This is a genomic window from Mesorhizobium sp. YR577, assembly GCF_900116595.1.
GTDB lineage: Bacteria > Pseudomonadota > Alphaproteobacteria > Rhizobiales > Rhizobiaceae > Mesorhizobium_M.
In genome coordinates, this window is record NZ_FPBI01000030.1 from 22,384 (window position 1) to 39,226 (window position 16,843).

Annotated in this window: 14 protein-coding genes; 9 read left to right on the plus strand and 5 right to left on the minus strand. The window is 55.9% G+C overall.

Translation table 11 applies throughout. The features are described from left to right. Positions 1-4 precede the first annotated feature (4 nt). The 5 genes from BM413_RS28370 (at position 5) to BM413_RS28390 (ending at position 5,691) form a co-directional block, all read left to right on the plus strand. Positions 5-523 (plus strand): RpiB/LacA/LacB family sugar-phosphate isomerase, encoded by a 519-nt coding sequence (locus BM413_RS28370; RefSeq protein WP_244538071.1) that lies wholly within the window; start codon positions 5-7, stop codon positions 521-523. Between the two features lie 65 nt (positions 524-588). After that, positions 589-1,365 (plus strand): RraA family protein, encoded by a 777-nt coding sequence (locus tag BM413_RS28375; protein ID WP_091918208.1) that lies wholly within the window; start codon positions 589-591, stop codon positions 1,363-1,365. 327 nt (positions 1,366-1,692) lie between these two features. Next, complete coding sequence (gene ugpC, locus BM413_RS28380; protein ID WP_091918209.1) at positions 1,693-2,754, plus strand: ABC transporter ATP-binding protein; 1,062 nt, start codon at positions 1,693-1,695, stop codon at positions 2,752-2,754. Positions 2,755-3,473: 719 nt separating this feature from the next. Continuing rightward, complete coding sequence (locus tag BM413_RS28385) at positions 3,474-4,394, plus strand: DUF3313 domain-containing protein (protein ID WP_091918210.1); 921 nt, start codon at positions 3,474-3,476, stop codon at positions 4,392-4,394. 505 nt (positions 4,395-4,899) lie between these two features. After that, on the plus strand, positions 4,900-5,691 hold the full coding sequence (locus BM413_RS28390) for an SDR family NAD(P)-dependent oxidoreductase (RefSeq protein ID WP_091918211.1): 792 nt from the start codon (positions 4,900-4,902) through the stop codon (positions 5,689-5,691). 106 nt (positions 5,692-5,797) lie between these two features. On the opposite strand, the gene BM413_RS28395 is transcribed toward BM413_RS28390, so the two are convergent. The 3 genes from BM413_RS28395 to BM413_RS28405 form a co-directional block, all read right to left on the minus strand. Next, positions 5,798-7,753: a sigma-54-dependent Fis family transcriptional regulator gene (locus BM413_RS28395; protein ID WP_091918212.1), complete on the minus strand. Its 1,956-nt coding sequence runs from the start codon at positions 7,751-7,753 to the stop codon at positions 5,798-5,800. An 845-nt stretch (positions 7,754-8,598) separates the two neighbouring features. Next, a complete protein-coding gene (locus BM413_RS28400; protein WP_091918213.1) occupies positions 8,599-9,420 on the minus strand; it encodes an IclR family transcriptional regulator in 822 nt (273 codons plus the stop codon). Next, on the minus strand, positions 9,407-9,808 hold the full coding sequence (locus tag BM413_RS28405; RefSeq protein ID WP_091918214.1) for an acyl-CoA thioesterase: 402 nt from the start codon (positions 9,806-9,808) through the stop codon (positions 9,407-9,409). Before BM413_RS28405 ends, BM413_RS28400 begins: the two co-directional genes overlap by 14 nt. 473 nt (positions 9,809-10,281) lie before the next feature. Between BM413_RS28405 and BM413_RS28410 the strand changes: the two genes are divergently transcribed. From BM413_RS28410 to BM413_RS32820, 4 genes are read left to right on the plus strand one after another with little or no spacing between them, the layout of a single operon-like run. After that, on the plus strand, positions 10,282-10,980 hold the full coding sequence (locus BM413_RS28410) for a fumarylacetoacetate hydrolase family protein (RefSeq protein WP_091918215.1): 699 nt from the start codon (positions 10,282-10,284) through the stop codon (positions 10,978-10,980). Between the two features lie 2 nt (positions 10,981-10,982). Beyond that, entirely contained in the window at positions 10,983-11,627 is a 645-nt protein-coding gene (maiA, locus tag BM413_RS28415) for a maleylacetoacetate isomerase (protein WP_091918216.1), read from the plus strand. A 30-nt stretch (positions 11,628-11,657) separates the two neighbouring features. Beyond that, positions 11,658-12,761, plus strand: a complete 1,104-nt coding sequence (locus BM413_RS28420) for a cupin domain-containing protein (protein WP_244538072.1) — start codon at positions 11,658-11,660, stop codon at positions 12,759-12,761. Continuing rightward, complete coding sequence (locus BM413_RS32820; protein ID WP_139238681.1) at positions 12,758-13,354, plus strand: DinB family protein; 597 nt, start codon at positions 12,758-12,760, stop codon at positions 13,352-13,354. The genes BM413_RS28420 and BM413_RS32820 overlap by 4 nt, the downstream gene beginning before the upstream one ends. Positions 13,355-13,490: 136 nt before the next feature. Here BM413_RS32820 and BM413_RS28425 read toward each other — a convergent pair whose 3' ends face one another. Together BM413_RS28425 and BM413_RS28430 are read right to left on the minus strand one after the other, a co-directional pair. Beyond that, positions 13,491-15,164 carry a GMC family oxidoreductase gene (locus BM413_RS28425; protein WP_210188994.1) on the minus strand — a complete coding sequence of 558 codons (1,674 nt, stop codon included), beginning with the start codon at positions 15,162-15,164 and terminating at the stop codon, positions 13,491-13,493. Between the two features lie 215 nt (positions 15,165-15,379). Beyond that, positions 15,380-16,828, minus strand: a complete 1,449-nt coding sequence (locus BM413_RS28430) for an aldehyde dehydrogenase (protein ID WP_091918218.1) — start codon at positions 16,826-16,828, stop codon at positions 15,380-15,382. Between the last annotated feature and the right edge of the window lie 15 nt (positions 16,829-16,843).

The following is a 16,843-nucleotide window of genomic DNA, read 5'->3' on the forward strand; positions in this document are numbered from 1 at the left end:
CACTGTGACCAGAGACGAAGCCCGCTCGCCTAATACTATTGCCGTGCCGCACCGATCGGTTATCGGGCTCGCCAATGACCATGCAGGCTTTCTGCTCAAGGGGTTCGTTGCCAGTCTCCTTGCAGAACATTGCGACCGCGTAATTGATGTCGGAACAAACTCGTACGAGCCAGTCGACTTCCCGGATATCACAAGGCGCGCTGTATCACTCATTCTCGAGGGGCAGGTCGAGCGTGTGATCCTTGTCTGCGGTACTGGTGCGGGAGCGTGCATCGCTGCAAACAAGTCCCCCGGGATTCGTGCTGCAGTTTGCCATGACACTTATGTGGCTCGCCAGGCCGTGGAACACGATGACGTCAACGTACTGTGCGTCGGCGCCTGGATTATTGGGCAACAAATCGCCGCTGACGTGATCCGCGCTTTCCTGGCGGCCCAGTTCAGCACTGAAGAGCATTTCAGGCGTCGGGTTGAAAAGCTGAGCGCGCTGGAACGCGAGGCCGTTGCATTGCCTCGGCGCAGTTAGCCGAAGCGGCGCAACTGCCAAGCAAAATACGATGGTAGTTCACTTGATAGAGAGGAGAGACGAAAATGAATAATGGCAAACGCAAGCAGATATTGGATACAGTCGCGAAGCTGAGGGTAACAGATATTCGTGACGGGATGGATTGGATGGGCCTGCACCACGTTGGCACCGTGAATCCAGAGATAAGGCCTCTCTATCGGGCCAAGGCTGCTGGTTTTGCTCAAACCTATAGGCACCTTCCGACCAAGCAGCGGGTGCCCGAGTTAAGCCCGGAAGACTATACCAAATGGGCATACGACTACTGGTACGGTAAGCTCTGGGATATGGGCGACTTCCGCGAGCAGATCGGTGAAGGTGATTTCCTGGTGATCGACACGATGGGGCAGAAGACGCCGGCAGTTGGCAGCATGGACTCGATGGTGTGGGCGGCAAGGGGAGTTAAGGGGGTTCTGACCAATGGCGGCGCCCGCGACACCGACGAGCAACTCTACCAAAAAGCAATTCCGGTATGGCACCGTTGGGTCGTCCAGCCGATGTATCAGGGTCGCGTTGAGTTTGGCGGAGAAAATTCGCCGGTCGAGATTGGCGGAGCACATGTCCGACCCGGCGATCTGGTCGTGGCGGATGGTGACGGTGCGATCGTCGTTCCGATCGATCTGATCGACGATGTCTTGAAATACGCCATGCAGGAGGCGGAGAACGACCGGTACGATCGCCGGATTCTTTTCGACACGCTGGGGATTCCCCATGACGAGTCCGTAAAGTCGATGTTCGATATCCCGCCGCATCCGCGAAAGAAGTCATCCGACTGGATGCAGAAACGGTTAGGAAGAGCGTCGTAGCGCTGGAGACCGTATCAACTTTAGGAATGCCTCCAAGCGGAGGCATTCCCCATACGGTGAAGCGCAGCAATTAGTTGCCGAAGTCATTTGGTCAAACGAAGATTCTGAGGCTCGCTGAGATAGTTCTCAGCGAGTTTGCTACAACGATCGGCAATAAACAGGAACAATGACCGTCTTGGTTGAGGCCAGCGGCAGCTCAGGCGGGACTACGCCGGGCCGGTGAAGTGTTATGGGCGTTCGCTCGGCTTCATTGTTAAAGGGCATGATGTTTTTGTCGCGCGTCCTGCAGGCCAGGGGCCTTCCTGCCGACTATTTGGGAGACTATGCATGGCTTCGGTTGTTATCTCGGATGTGAGGAAGAGTTATGGGTCGCTTGGTGTGATCCACGGTCTGAATGTCGACGTCGAGGATGGCGAGTTCGTGATCCTGGTCGGACCGTCGGGGTGTGGAAAGTCGACACTGCTGCGGATGGTGGCAGGGCTTGAGGAGATCACTGGTGGCGAGATTCTGATCGGCGGGAAGGTCGTCAACGAAATCGCGCCGAAGAACCGTAACATCGCGATGGTTTTTCAGAACTACGCGCTCTATCCGCACATGACAGTTGCCAAGAATATGGAATTTGCGCTCAGGCTGGCAGGCGTAGCGCGGGCGCAGCGCAACGCGCGTGTACGGCGGGCAGCCGATATCCTTGGACTGACGCCGCTTCTCGACCGCTATCCGCGCCAGCTATCGGGCGGCCAGCGCCAACGTGTCGCGATGGGGCGAGCGATCGTTCGCGCACCCCAGGTTTTCCTGTTCGACGAGCCGCTGTCAAACCTCGATGCAAAGCTGCGCATACAGATGAGGGCCGAGATCAAGTCTTTGCATCAGCGCCTTCGTGCCACCATGATCTATGTCACGCACGACCAGATCGAGGCGATGACCATGGCCGATAAGATTGTTGTAATGAACGCAGGCAAAATCGAGCAGATCGGATCGCCGCTGGAACTCTACGATCGGCCAATCAACCTTTTCGTTGCCGGCTTCATCGGCTCGCCTTCCATGAATTTCGTCGAAGGTCAGATTGAAGGTGGAGATTTCGTCACGGGAGCGACGCGATGGCCGATCCCAGGTCGGGTCGAGCATAACAACGAGGCGGTGATATACGGCATTCGGCCGGAGCATATCGCATTGCGGCCCGGTCGCTTGCAACTCAAGATTGATCTTCTTGAGCCAACCGGCTCCGAAACCCAGGTCTACGGTTCCATCGAAGGCATCCCTCTTGCCGGTGTCTTTCGCGAGCGCATTTCGGCCAGGTCGGGCGAATGCCTCTCAATCGAGCCGGAAGTTACCCACGTTCACCTGTTCGACAAAAGGACCGGGAGGCGTTTGGACACGCAGTCAGCGTGAAACTTCTTCCGCCTCTTTGTTCTCTTCTCACCGTTCCATGCGACACTCGCACACAGCCATGAGGGGCGAGCTGTGAGGCGGGCAACAGTCGTCTAGGCGTAATGCTCCGGTAATTGTGAGGGCTCAACGTCCGCCGATGTTCCATGACATGAGGTCAATCGGACGAGGAGCCATGCTCAGATGCGGCTATTACATATTCTAACCGGGAGATTCGTAAGATACGCCTCTTCACTGATACTTATTATTTCACTCCTGGCGGGGCCCGGCGCCATTATTCTTTTGAAATATGAGGATGGCGAGCTTTCGTCGATCGTGGAGCAGAGCCACCTTATGGCTGAATGATCGGGAGACCTCATCTAGTATCTATTTTGAAGGTGTGGGCAACTTCACGTATTGCCCGACTGGAAAGTGCCGTTCCCGGTCTTTGGGCTGAGAGTGACGCATACGACGTCCCGGAGCGGGCGCAGCTTTGATGTCAGCGCCGGCAGCGCAAATCAATTTGCAGCGCTCTGGCCGCCGGAACCTACTCGCCGAAAAGCTTGAAAATCATTGATCCGAACAACGTCCCAGTCTCGCCAAACTATCGGGACACTGGAGGTGTCATCACCGAAGCGGCGAAGCATGACGATCTCGTGGCACTGTCCATTCGCCCGTAATGATGCGGCAATGTTGCACCTTCACTATCTTCGGACACCTCTTTCAAAGGAACCTCTATACCTATGCGTAGCACCGCAATATCCGAGCCTCGCAAGCTGGCGATCGGGCACGTCCACCTGTCCCACTTGAAGATCGCGTTTATCGCATTGCCTTTGACGCTGGTCGTGGCGGGTTGCAGCACAGTTCCGCTCAAGGAAGCGGGAACGTTGACATCCTATGGCAGCCTTGGTGCGATCAAAGGCAAGCTCAGCAAGTCGCGCTCCTTCGTGGACGGGCCGGCCTTGGCGGGCGTGAAAACTGTCAGTATTTCACCGACTTCATATTCGCCCGGCGCCTTTGCCCGGGTAAAGCAGAGGGAAGACCGGGCATTGGTTGCGAATGCTCTGGATCGGGCGATGTGTGTGGCTCTGAGCGATAAGTACCAGGTCGTGCCAACGGGGCAGCCCGCCGACTTGACCGTGCGAGCAGTGGTTGCCGACCTGGTGCCGACTGATAAGACGATGGCAGGCGTTTCGACAGCCGTAACGCTGGGCAGCGGCGCCGTATTGCCGGTCAGCATCCCTCGCCTGCCGATGGGCCTGGGAGGCCTCGCGGTTGAAGCCGAGGCGCTTGACCGTAACGGTATCCAGCGCGCTGCGATCGTCTGGTCGCGTGGAGCGAATTCCATCACGAACAATCCCAGGGTCTCCGAAGTTGGCGACGCCTACAGCCTGGCCACTACATTCGGGAATGATTTTTCCAAAATGCTTGTCACGGGCAAGGACGCCTCCGGGTTTCAGATATCAATTCCTTCGGGTCAGAAAATGAAATCTATGCTTGGCGGCAAACCGAAATATGCCGCCTGTGAGGCTTTCGGGCGATCCCCCGGGATAGCCGGAATGGTGGCGGACAAGTTCGGCGCTCCACCTACCTGGACCGACAAATCCGGCAAGAAGCCGGTTACAACACTCACGGCGCAGACCGCTCCATCACTCCCTGATTAATCAAATCTGGATTGTCAGCTTCGTTCCGGCCGTCCCGCTATCAAGCAGAACCTGGCCGCGGTGGTTCGTGGGGTGATACGATAGAGGGATTCGAAGACCAACTCCTGCTGGTTCGGGGGTATACCCGGACCTTGATCCGCAACTTCGACTTGTCCGTCCGCAAAAACGAACACGGCTATTCCAGTTTTGATTTTTGTGCATCGCCACAGATCTTAGCTGGGTCGGTCCGTGAGGACTACTCCGAAGGTCACGCTCGACGGGCTCCCGACACCGCCAAGTGCTCGACTTGAGCCAGTCGCGATAAACTTGACCCCGCATAGCGATCGGTGAGCGAGGTTCAGACTGCCCAGTTGCCTGTGCCACATTACCGTATTCTCAGCCGCGACAAGTCGATGCGTTGCGACGGCGCATCTTAGTCAATTGCCTGAACGCCTCTCCGGATGCTCAGCTACGCCCTCGCTGGTCACGGCGATGGCGCTGAGAGCTTGAATCAAGAGGGAGTCACATGAGAGATACGCATTTTTCGCTCGAAGGGAAAGTAGCGTTGGTCACTGGCGGTGGTCGCGGCATTGGCGCTGGGATTGCAGTCGGCCTCGCTCGAGCCGGCGCCGACGTATTAATCGCGGATTACACAAAAGAACTCGCCGAAGAAGGAGCGTCTGCAATCTCCGCGCTTGGTCGTCGCACCATGGCTATTCAAGTGGATGTTCGCAAGCCGGATAGCATTGCCGCAATGGTCGACACCATCGAGAAAGAGTATGGACGACTTGACATCGCGATGAACAATGCTGGAGTGGTAAGTTTGGGTGGGATCGAAGAGCTCACCCTGGAGCAATGGAATGAAGTCATTGATGTTAATCTTCGAGGCGTGTTTCTATGCTGTCAGGTTGAGATCAAACTGATGAGAAAGGCCCAATTCGGCCGCATCATCAATACGTCATCAATTGCCGGGAAGGTCGGCTTTCCCAACCTATCGCACTACAGCGCTTCGAAGTTCGGGGTAATCGGCCTGACCAACGCAATCGCCAAGGAAGTTGCGAAGGACGGAATTACGGTGAATGCTTTGTGCCCGGGTATTGTGGGAACAGGTATGTGGCGAGGCGAAAAAGGGCTTTCGGCTTTGTGGGCCCAGCCGGGTGAGTCCGAGGAGCAGTCCTGGACGCGACATCAGCAGCTTTTCCTACCCCAGGGCGTTGCTCAAACCCCCGATGATATGGGCCAAATGGTAGTATATCTGGTTTCGGCGGAACATGTGACAGGGCAGGCATTCGCAGTAGACGGTGGTTTCTCGCTTTAAAGCATTTGAACTGAGACCGCCGCAAGGTGCGGCGGTCTTCTACCACGAGGAGTGGCAAAAGAACTCAGTCGGGCTAAGATCCAACCATAGCATTAACCGAGTCCTTTCATCCGAAAAGCGCGCATCCTGAAGCTTTCGTCTTTGATTCGCGTCCAGTCGACTCTACCTCAGAAGTCTTCTCACGAGACTTCTGAATCTGTATTTTTCTGTAGAGTGTCGCGCGCGAAACACCTAAGTATCGCGCGGTCAGTGAAACGTTCCCTCCATTGTGGCGGAGCGCAGCTTCGATCCGAGATGTTTGTGATTTCGAGCGCGCTGTCAAATCCGTTCGCGCAATCTCCGACACTATATCTTCAGGTAAATGCTCGAGGCCGATTCTGTCAGATTCGGCGAGCACAACCGCATGCCGGAGGGCATTGCGAAGCTCTCGTAAGTTACCCGGCCAATGATAATTCAGCATCACGAGCCGGGCCTCGTCACTCAACCGCAATTCCGGCTGTCCTAAGTGGTGACTTTCGAGTTTGAAAAGATCGTTGACTACACCTGCTAGATCTGGGTGGCTTCTCAAAGGTGGAAGGAAGACCGTTCCACCATTCAACCGGTGCAACAGGCCGCTTCTAAGCTTACCACTCTTGGCAAATTGGGCGAAATCTGAGCCAATAAGTCCAATAATTCCAATGCGTTCGGTCGCTCGCCGGTCGCGGTTTTCCAGCAGTGTCTGGAGAGCGATCTGTCCGCTTTCATCGAGTTCATCGAGGCGCTCCAGTACAAGGCAAATTTTCCGGCGAAGCAGTGGCTGCGAGCAAAAAACTGCAACTCCTGCTCGTTGGCTGGACACTGCCGCACAGTCGATAAAAAGCGTTTCCGTTTCTCCCTCCAAGCAGCGGCGCGCGATCATCTGCGCAAAGGCAGTCTTGCCGCTGCCGGTTTCTCCCCCCACAATCAGCGGCATGCCGGCGTTATACAGCTTTTCCGCTCTCTCAAGCAAAAGTGAGATCATTGGGTCAACGCGGAAATCCTTTTCGGCCAGACCTAAGCCTTGCAGAGGCGACACGAACATGGCTGGTAACATGCTGGTTGCCATATCGGCATTATGCGCCGTGACCGAACGTGACCTTCTAGCCTCGGGTTGGTTAAAAACCACTTGCAGGTTCTTACCAGAAAAAGGAATCGGATAGGCCCTGTCAGGGCGTATGTCGGCGAGCGACAAGTCCATGCAGAAAACCTCATCGGCGGGCCGCCCTATTATTTCGTCGGTAGGCAAGCCCGTAAGCGTTGTTACCTGCGAACTCGCATCGACAACAAGCCCGTTGTCGTCAATAGCCACACGCCCCTCTTCAGCGAGGTCTGTGCTCTCCGTATCGTGAAAAAGCCTTAGCAGATTGCTATGACGATGCAGTCGGGCAAAGTAGCGGTTCTCTATTCGCCGTGCAGACCTTTCAACGATATCGAGTACGACGCGATTGGTCCTATCGTCACTGACGCGCGCTGTGGTTACGTTGATAACACTTTGCAAGGCCTGCCGTCGCCCGACCACAGGAGCAGTGATGCACGACAATGCCTGCGTCGCCAGCCCATAGTGTTGCTTCCCGGCAATGACGACAGACCGCCCTGCCCTAAGACATGTTCCAACGCCATTTGTTCCTTGCCTGTCTTCCGCCCACACCGAGCCTGGCAACACACCCAGCCTCGACATGTCACCCAATAACTGATGATCGCAGCGAAAAAGCATCATCACACCATTCGCGGAGGCAAGGGATACGAGATACTCGCTGTCCACCAGACGCAGGAACAATTTCTCTACTTCTGCCTCCGCGACAGCTAGGAGATCCTCGTGGTCCTGTGCGATGCTGCGGAACTCGTAGTGGGTCAGAACCTCCGCGCGCGGAACATTATCAGGTGCGAGATTATAGTCCGCCAGACAACGCTTCCAGGATTCGGCGACAATGCCGGGCAAAGGCTTACTCGACTCATGGTCTCGAGACCTCCGCAAACGCTCGATTTCGTCAAAAAGCGGTTCGCGCGCTAAAGTGTCATCTCCCCAAAAATCATACTCCAACATCTTGCTCCTCCCAAAGCAACACTGAGACGGCTTCGTTCTTTAAACTTTTTATAACATTCTTCGTCTGGCTAGTCGAACGGACCCACCATCCACCCAGAAGTTCGTGGGGCAATGTCTTGCTTGCAGCATAATCAACTGTTCCGACCCTGAAGATGATCTGGTCTGCGTATTCATGCGATCCAACGATCCAGAAAGTTGGCTTGTTGCTGCCGCTCCCGGATAGGATCTATGAGGAAATAAAAAGGTGTGCAGCAGCTGGTGACCACCACTAACATCGAGAGTAATGCTCTCAGAGGGGTTGTGATTACCAAGCCAGATGGGCTCGTCGCTATTTGCCAGCAATGAAAAGCGCATCGCAGTAACACGCACTATCATCCCGACTTTTCTGGAGAATTTGGAAGCGCCTTGTCGAAAGGCAAATGCCTCGCGGCCATTATACGTCTCCGTTTTAGCCCGACATCCTTGTATGAAGATGTCATCGACATTTATATCAGTTGTTGCCAGCGACCCATAGCGACTGTGAGACGCGAGAGGGCCAAACAACTGTCTCAAATGAGACAGTTGTTGCTATCGGCGGCCAATCCGCAGGATAGATCAGAACTTCACTTCATAAGTCGGCAAGCGAAGAGTTCAACGGCGGGGATCTTCATCGACCTTCAATGACGTTGGCGACGTAACTGCGTATGAGGCGAAAACTCGCGGCCCAAGGCGAATAGCCTGTAGACAGTTTAGGAAACCACCGCCCGGTTCTGAAGAGTGGTCGCGTGTTTCGTGCATCACCGTGCCGTGCGGTTATGCGTCGTGTCTAGCTGTCGCTGGCCGCGAACGCACCACCGGGACCGGTCTCAGACCTTGCGCGACGTAGATGTCTTCGACAAACTGGAAACTACAGATTTTTCTTTGCAAAAAGCGATGAGTTGGCGCACTGGCTTCGAACCGGGTTGGACGGCTTCGGGGTCAGTTCCAATCAGAGTGACCACGGCCTGGGCTTCGCTCTGCCAGTCGAGAACCGGCGCTGCGATCGCAACGAGTCCAGGGATGAACTTGCCTTCGACGGAAGCATACCCCTGACTCTTGGTCTTGCGAACCAACTCGTCTATTCCGCTGGCCGTCGGCGTCAGATCAGGCGCAATAGACGGATTTTTCTTGACGCGACGAAGCTCAGCGTCGCGTGCGGCCTTGGTTGCCGCAGCAGGTGCCCACGCCAAGAAGGCGCGCCCTGATGCCGAATTCAGCAATGGAAGAGTGGTGCCGAGGCCCATCGATGTGACGGTAGGGGATTCCGCTCTCTCCCACCGAACAACGGTCGCTCCGCCATTTCCCCAGACCGAAAGAAGGGCAGTCATACCTGTATCGGCGCATAGTTCTGCCAGGCCGTCCGCGGCGTAGTTCACGAAGTCATGTCTGCCAATCGCTGCCAGTCCAAGCTGCAACGCTCCTGGCCCTAGAAGATACTTGCCCGAGCGGCCGGTCTGAGAGATCAAGCCAGCCGTCAGAAAGGAAGAAAGATATCGATGTACCTTGCTCGGAGGCATCTGGCACTTCCTAGCCAGATCGGACAATGTTACCGGCTCCCGAAACTCAACGACACTACTCAGCACCCGTAACGCCGCGTCAAGCGACTGAATTCCACTACTCTGACGTGATCCAACTTCACTTTTCGCCAATTGTCTCTACCAGTTCCTTGAGTGCCGTAATCTCCGCAGCGAACGTATCACCGTTCTCCCGTTTGAAAAGCCCCCTCACCTCTTGCGCCTGAAACGCGAGAGCGTTTCCGATTCGGCCTTCGTATTCGATCGTCACGGTCTTTCGGCTCCATTCCTTGATGGTGAGGCCTATCACGAGGGCGTCGCCATCGACGATCGGCCGACGGAACTGTGCCTTCGCGTCGATCAGGCCGATGCCGAGTGCGTCAAGCTCTACACATAAGTGGGCATGCCCTCCCCGCGGACGCAACCAGTCATGGAATGCCTTATCTAACCAGCGGAAAATATTAGGATAGAAGGCGATTCCTGCCGGATCGCAATCGCCGAAACTAACTTCGATATGGGTCATCAGTTCACTTTCGCGTTTTCTGTATTAAAAAATTGATTGCGCATATTGGAAAAGATACTAGGTTGACCTGCGTCATATCTCAAGTGATCTAAAGGGAGGAGAGATGGCACGACTTACCAGCATCCATATCCTTGGAGGCGGTCCGGCTGGCTTTTACACGGCCGATTTCAATTCTCTTGTGCGCAGCTCGGCCGAAAATGAAACTGGCAGGGCAGTGGCGAAGCTTCGGACGTGCATAGCTGGCGACAAGCACGATCGAAGATCCTCTGCAGCTTGGTCAAGTCAAAGCTGCTGCCGCAGAAATGCCCCCTTATCATCGAGTATGTTGCGGAAATTCCAAAAACCGGGACTGGCAAGATCCACCGGCAAGCGCTTTTGAAGACGCCGGCTCAGATCTGACCATACCCATCGACAGGCAGCCAGTCGACACAGGCGTCTTGCCCAAAGTAACTGCCGAAGAGAGGAGATAGTTCGTGACTTTTGTTTTTCCACCACCGCCTCAGGCGTCCGTTGCCGTTGCCGGTTCAACTTCGCGTTTTCCGGTGCGACGCGTATTCTGCGTCGGCCGCAACTACGCAGCTCACGCTCGCGAGATGGGCAAAGATCCTGAGCGCGAGTTTCCCTTCTTCTTCATGAAGCCAACAGATGCCGTCGTCGATGATGGCGAAATGGTCACATACCCGCCTCGTACCAGCAATTTTCAATACGAGGCGGAACTGGTGGTCGCCATCGGCAAGGAAGCCATCGATACACCCGTCGAGTCGGCACTGGAGCATGTCTGGGGATATGCCATTGGAAACGATCTCACGCGGAGAGATATCCAGATGGAAGCTCGCGACAAAGGACGTCCGTGGGACGAAGGCAAGGCGTTTGATCGATCGGCAGTGATCGGGCCACTTCATCCGGTTTCGGCTGTTGGTCACCTCAGCAGCGGGTCGATAAGCCTGAATGTGAACGGTGATACCAAGCAGGACGCTGACCTTAAAGATCTCATTTGGTCTGTGCCAGAGATCATATCCATCCTGTCACATTCGTTCGCGCTCAAGCCCGGCGACATCATCATGACGGGTACGCCAGCAGGTGTTGGACCGTTGTTGCCGGGCGATGTCTGCATCGTAAGCATTGAAGGTCTTGGCCAGTTGTCCACGCGCGTTGAGAAAGCGAAGCAGTAGCCGTGTTCAAGCTTCACAACTTCTTTCGATCCTCTACGTCAACGCGGCTACGCGTCGCCTTGAATTTCAAAGGGTTGTCGTATGACTACGTATCGTATGTCCTTCGTCGAGGTGATAATCGCACTGAGGCGTATCTCCAGATGAATCCCGCCGGGCTGGTTCCCGTCCTTGAAAGAAAGGATGGGACGTCCATGACCCAATCGCTCGCGATCATCGAATGGCTCGACGAAGAATATCCGCGGCCAGCCCTCCTGCCCCGTGATGCAGATGGCAGGGCTCGTGTGCGTGCACTGGCCTATATGGTTGCTTGCGAGATACACCCTCTCAATAACCTGAGGGTGCTCGGATATCTGGCTGACAGTCTTGGGGCGGACGAAGACTTTCAGCGGAAGTGGTTCATTCACTGGGTCAGTGAAACCTTCGACGTCTTGGAAGCAACTCTCGCACGCGACGAAGATACCGGGGACTTTTGTCATGGCAGCGAGCCGAGTCTCGCCGACGTGTGTCTCTACGCTCAAGTTTGGAATAACAAGCGGTTTGATATCGACCTTTCGAGTTGGCCGACGATTACAAGAATCTTCAACGCTCTTGATGCAATCCCAGCCTTTCATTCAGCCGCGCCACCTTTTCAGCCAGACGCGTCCTAACAGCTCGAGTTCGCGAAACAGGAGAATTCTATGGAAAACGCGACTGCAACCAAGAAATCCCACGCGATGCAGCCCGAGGACACTCCCGAGCTTCGAGAACTCTATGCTGGCTTCGACCGGCAGCATATCAAGCCACTTTGGACGCAACTCGGGAACCTGATGCCCCGACATCCAATGTCCAAGGCCGTACCTTATGTCTGGAAGTGGGCTGATATTTTACCCCTCGCCCAAAGGGCGGGAGATCTCGTTCCAGTCGGGCGTGGCGGCGAGAGGCGAGCATTGGGGTTGGCAAATCCCGGCTTGGGAGGCAACGCCTACATAAGCCCCACTCTCTGGTGCGCGATTCAGTATCTCGGACCACGTGAGACCGCACCTGAACATCGGCACTCGCAAAATGCCTTTAGATTTGTCGTCGAGGGAGAAGGTGTCTGGACGGTTGTAAACGGTGACCCTGTTCGGATGAGCCGAGGCGACCTTTTGCTGACACCCGGCTGGTTCTTCCATGGGCATCATAACGATACTGATCAGCCGATGGCTTGGATCGACGGGCTCGATATTCCCTTCTCCCATCAAAATGACGTTGGCTTCTTCGAGTTCGGTGCCGAGCGTGTTACCGATTATGCTACCCCAAGGTTCTCACGTTCGGAGCGGCTCTGGGGCCATCCGGGCCTGCGCCCGCTATCCGGTCTGCAAGATACGGTCAACTCTCCGGTCGGGGCATATCGGTGGGAACATACCGACCGAGCCCTGGCAGAGCAGCTTCTGCTCGAGGAAGAAGGCCAGGCCGCCACCGTCGAGCAGGGACATGCGGCAATCCGGTACATGAATCCAACAACTGGCGGCGACGTTATGTCGACGATACGTTGTGAATTTCACCGCCTTCGCGAGGGTGCCGTTACAGCGCCACGGCGCGAGGTCGGCTCGACGATTTTCCAGGTTTTCCATGGGCGCGGGAGCGTCGTCATCGAAGGCAACGAGCGTAAGCTCGATATCGGGGACATCTTCGTAGTTCCCTCTTGGATCCAATGGTCGCTACAGGCAGAGACGCAATTCGACCTGTTTCGCTTTTCTGACGCCCCGATCATGGAGCGGCTGAACTTCGCGCGCACCCTGGTAGAGGGGGAAGACGGGTGAGCCCCAGCCAAGAGGAAGCGCGCGCAGCCCTGCGTGCGCGCCAAGGTGCCGGAGCTCGATACGATGCGGGCACGGCCCCGGCAGAAGAATTGGATTTGGCACGGCGTGGAACCGCTTACTTCGCGCGAATTCTGACCAATCTAAGTGATGAAGGGCTTCTCGGGGCATCTTCTGTGCAAGGCAAGAATCGCCGCTGGCTTGTGGCAGCAATAAGTCTGCAGGCCAGGATGCTGGCGCAAGCAATTAGCTTTGTACGAAGTAATGCCTGTCGACCGCTGCCCTTTGATTTTTCGATAGGGTCGTCTGAAATAGCATTTGCGGCAACGCTTCCGTCCCAAGCTTTGCGTAACTTGTTTGCACATTCGGAGGTCCATCTGAATGTTGAATGGCGCGATTTGTCCGGAGAGGGTTGGACCAACTGGTTCGAAGACCATCGCGGTCGACGGCTGTTCGTAAGAGAAACGCCGTTCATTCGGGCAAGTCGATTGTGGCGCTGCGCAGTAGACTTAAATGCCGGCGGTCGCCAAATTGACATTCCGGCCCAGCTTAAGTCCGTAAGTTTGGCTGTAGCTGATCCCTTGCCACCAATTTAGAGCAAACGACGATTGCCCTAGATGTGAGTCGAATTGTGGCGCCACAAATCCAAAAGTGCCGTTGCTGCACGAACTCATTCTAATGGCGAACGTGAACGCCGCATGGAGTATCGGCGTTCACGCTTGAAAGCCGGCGCTAGGCCTTGAGAATCATGGCCATCTTTTGACCAATCAGCACGCAGGCCGGCATAGTCGGCACCGCCACTATCCGGGGCATGATCGTGCTGTCGGCGATGCGCAGGTTTCGGACCCCGTTCACTCGCAGCTTCGAATCAACAACTGCCTTGTTGTCCTTGCCCATGCGGCAGGCGCCAGCAGAATGGAAGTAGGTGGTCGCCCCGTCGCGAACGAAGTCTATCAGATCTTCCCCCTCGAGCTTCTTGCCTGGTGCGACTTCCCGAACCACGAAATCCTTCATCGCTTTGGAATTTGCAATCGACCGGGCGATTTCAACGCTCCTGGACAATGCTTTCACATCATCTGGATGGCTAAGAAACTGCATGTCGACGATAGGGCGATCTGTAGGGTCGTTCGATCTAAGCCTTACCGTTCCACGGCTCTTTGGCGCGACCAATCCGCCGCAGAGAGCCCAACTGGTAGGTGGTGGAGCATATTTCTTTCCGATGACCTCGCTTGCGTATGGCAGTTCGATCTGAACAATACTTACGTCGGGTAACTCCAAAGAAGAGTCCGTCTTGTAATAGCCCGATACGTTCGCGGCACTATTCCGATATTCGAATGCCTCCGGCGCTTCGAAGAGACAACCGCCATGCAGAATATGATCCTGCACGTTCTTTCCTACCTCGGGAGAGTTCACAATGGGTGCTATTCCCACTGCTTTGAGCCCTGCCTCATCCCCGATGCCGCTCAGCATAAGGATCTTTGGCGTATTAAAGCCGCCGGCTGACAATACGATTTCGCGATCAGCCGAGATCGTTACTGGCTTCCCGTCTACGATACATTCGATCCCGACTGCACGGTCGCCCTCTATTACCACTCGATTGACCGGGGTGTTGACGAGAAGTGTGACATTGTCCTGTGCGAGCACGGGGTACAGAAACGCTCGTGCCATGTTCTGCCGCCTGCCATCCTTGATGATCTGGTTCATCAGACCGAAGCCGTTACCTGTCTCCTCACGATCGCCGTTCAAATCGTCCACGACCGGCAGACCGACTTCCCGGCATCCATCGAGGGCTTTCATTGCCAGTGGCAGAGGATCGGCAGCCGGCTGAACCCAGACAGGTCCTCCGGTGCCACGATACTTTGCGTTCGGTTTGCCTTGCCAGTTTTCAACACGCTTGAAGATCTCTAGGCCATTTTCGTAGTTCCATGCCGGATCGCCCGAGACATCCGCCCAATGATCGAGATCGGCCTTGAAGGGACGAGACCAAATAGTGGCGTTGATACTGCTACCTCCGCCGACAACACGACCTGTGTGCTCCGGTATCCCGCGATTGTTCACGCTTGCGCTTGGTACCGAGATGTCGCCCCAGTCGCGCTCCGTGCCCAGATTGGTAAACCATAAGCGAGGATCCTGTACCGAGGGGGCCGTGTCCCAGTCGCCAGCCTCGACAACAAGGATTCGCGCCGACGTCTCCTTTGCCAGCGTCCCTGCCAATGAGCAGCCGGCACTACCCGCCCCAACAATGATGTAGTCGTAAACCCTTGCGAGGGATGCGCGTCGTTTGTCCTGATTGGCCCGGATGGCATCGAGCTCGTCTGCAAGAGCTTCAATGCCTCCTGCGATCACGAACCCCGTCGCAGCCGCAGCTTGAAGGAATCTTCGACGATTGATGCGACCGGTGATCAACGAATGCTCCAGTCGCTCGAATTGCTTGGGCCTATTCCGTATCATCGTGTTCCTCCCGTTTGGCAATGTAACCTGTCACCAAGGTCCGAAACACGGAGCTGTATAACAGGACGGTAGCTGGCTGAGGGCTCCCTATGCTGACGCGGCCAAGAAGACCGCACCTCGGAGCAGCACCCCTCCAGGAACTGCCCCGTAATGTCGCCGGATTGACGGCGTCAGAACGGATATGGCTGGCGGCTATTCTCGATTGTCAGCCACTTCAGTTCAGTAAACTCGTCGATTACCGCTCGACCATCGAAGCGACCGAAGCCGCTGGCCTTGGTACCTCCGTATGGCGCCTGAGCCTCATTGGCCACCGTCGCGCCATTAATATGGACAGATCCCGTGTCGATGCGTTTGGCGACCTCCAACGCACGGGTGATGTCTGCGCCAAACACGCCGGCAGAGAGGCCATATTCCGTATCGTTCGCGATGCGAATAGCGTCTTCAGTATCTTTCGCACGAATGATCGAAAGGATTGGGCCGAAGGTCTCCTCGGCGTAGATGCGCATACTTTGCGTCACGCCATCCAGAACGGTCGCCGGCATCATTGTTCCGTCCCAGTGGCCACCGGCCACGAGCTTTGCCCCTTGCGACATCGCATCTTGCAAAAGGTCGGCAAGGCGTGTCGCCGCGGGCCTGCTGATCACAGGTCCGAGGACACATTCGCCAGAGGCGGGATCGCCGACAGGCAAAGCCTTGGCGCGTTCGGCGAATTTCGCAACGAACTCGTCAGCGATCTTCTCATCGATGATGATGCGTTCTGTCGACATGCAGATCTGGCCTTGATACAGGAACGCGCCGAATATTCCGGCAGCGACCGCGTCATCGACATTTGCATCATCGAGGACCACGAGCGGTGACTTGTCTCCCAGTTCCAGGATGCATCGCTTGAGATGCCGGCCTGCCTTCTCCGCGATAATCCGACCAACGTGGGTCGATCCTGTAAAGTTAATCCGGCGGACAGCGGGGTGTGAAATCAATGCGTCGATGACTGCGGGCGCATCGCTTGGATCGTTCGTGATGAAATTCAGTGTGCCTGCTGGGAAGCCGGCGGCGTGCACTGCCTGAGCCATGAGTTCGTGAGTGCGCGGGCTGGTTTCCGAAGCACGAAAAACAACCGTATTCCCGCATACTAAGGGATATGCGATCGCGCGGGCGGCGAGGACAACCGGGCCGTTCCAAGGCACAATGCTGAGAATGACCCCAACCGGCTGACGAATGGTCATTGAAAGCGTGTCGGGTTTGTCAGTCGGAATGGTCTCGCCTTGCAATTGAGTGGCAAGCCCGGCGGCTTCGCGAAACAGGTTTGCTGCGAGCATTACATTGAAGCGCGCCCAAAGCTCGTTCGCGCCAACTTCGAGACTCATTGCCCTTACGAAGTCTTCGGCCCTCGCCTCGATCTCGTCTGCCGCTTTTAGCAGAAGCGTCCGTCGCTGGGTGGGGCCGGATTTCGACCAGTCTATAAATGCCTTCTGTGCGGAGTCGACCGCATGCAAAGCATCATCGACGTTGGCGGCGGCTCCACGGCTAACCACGACATCGGACGCGGGGCTGCGCCGTTCGAACGTCGCGCCTGTTCCAGACTTTCGTTCTTGATTGTCGATGTAGAGATACGTGTCCAAGAAATTCCTCCGTGC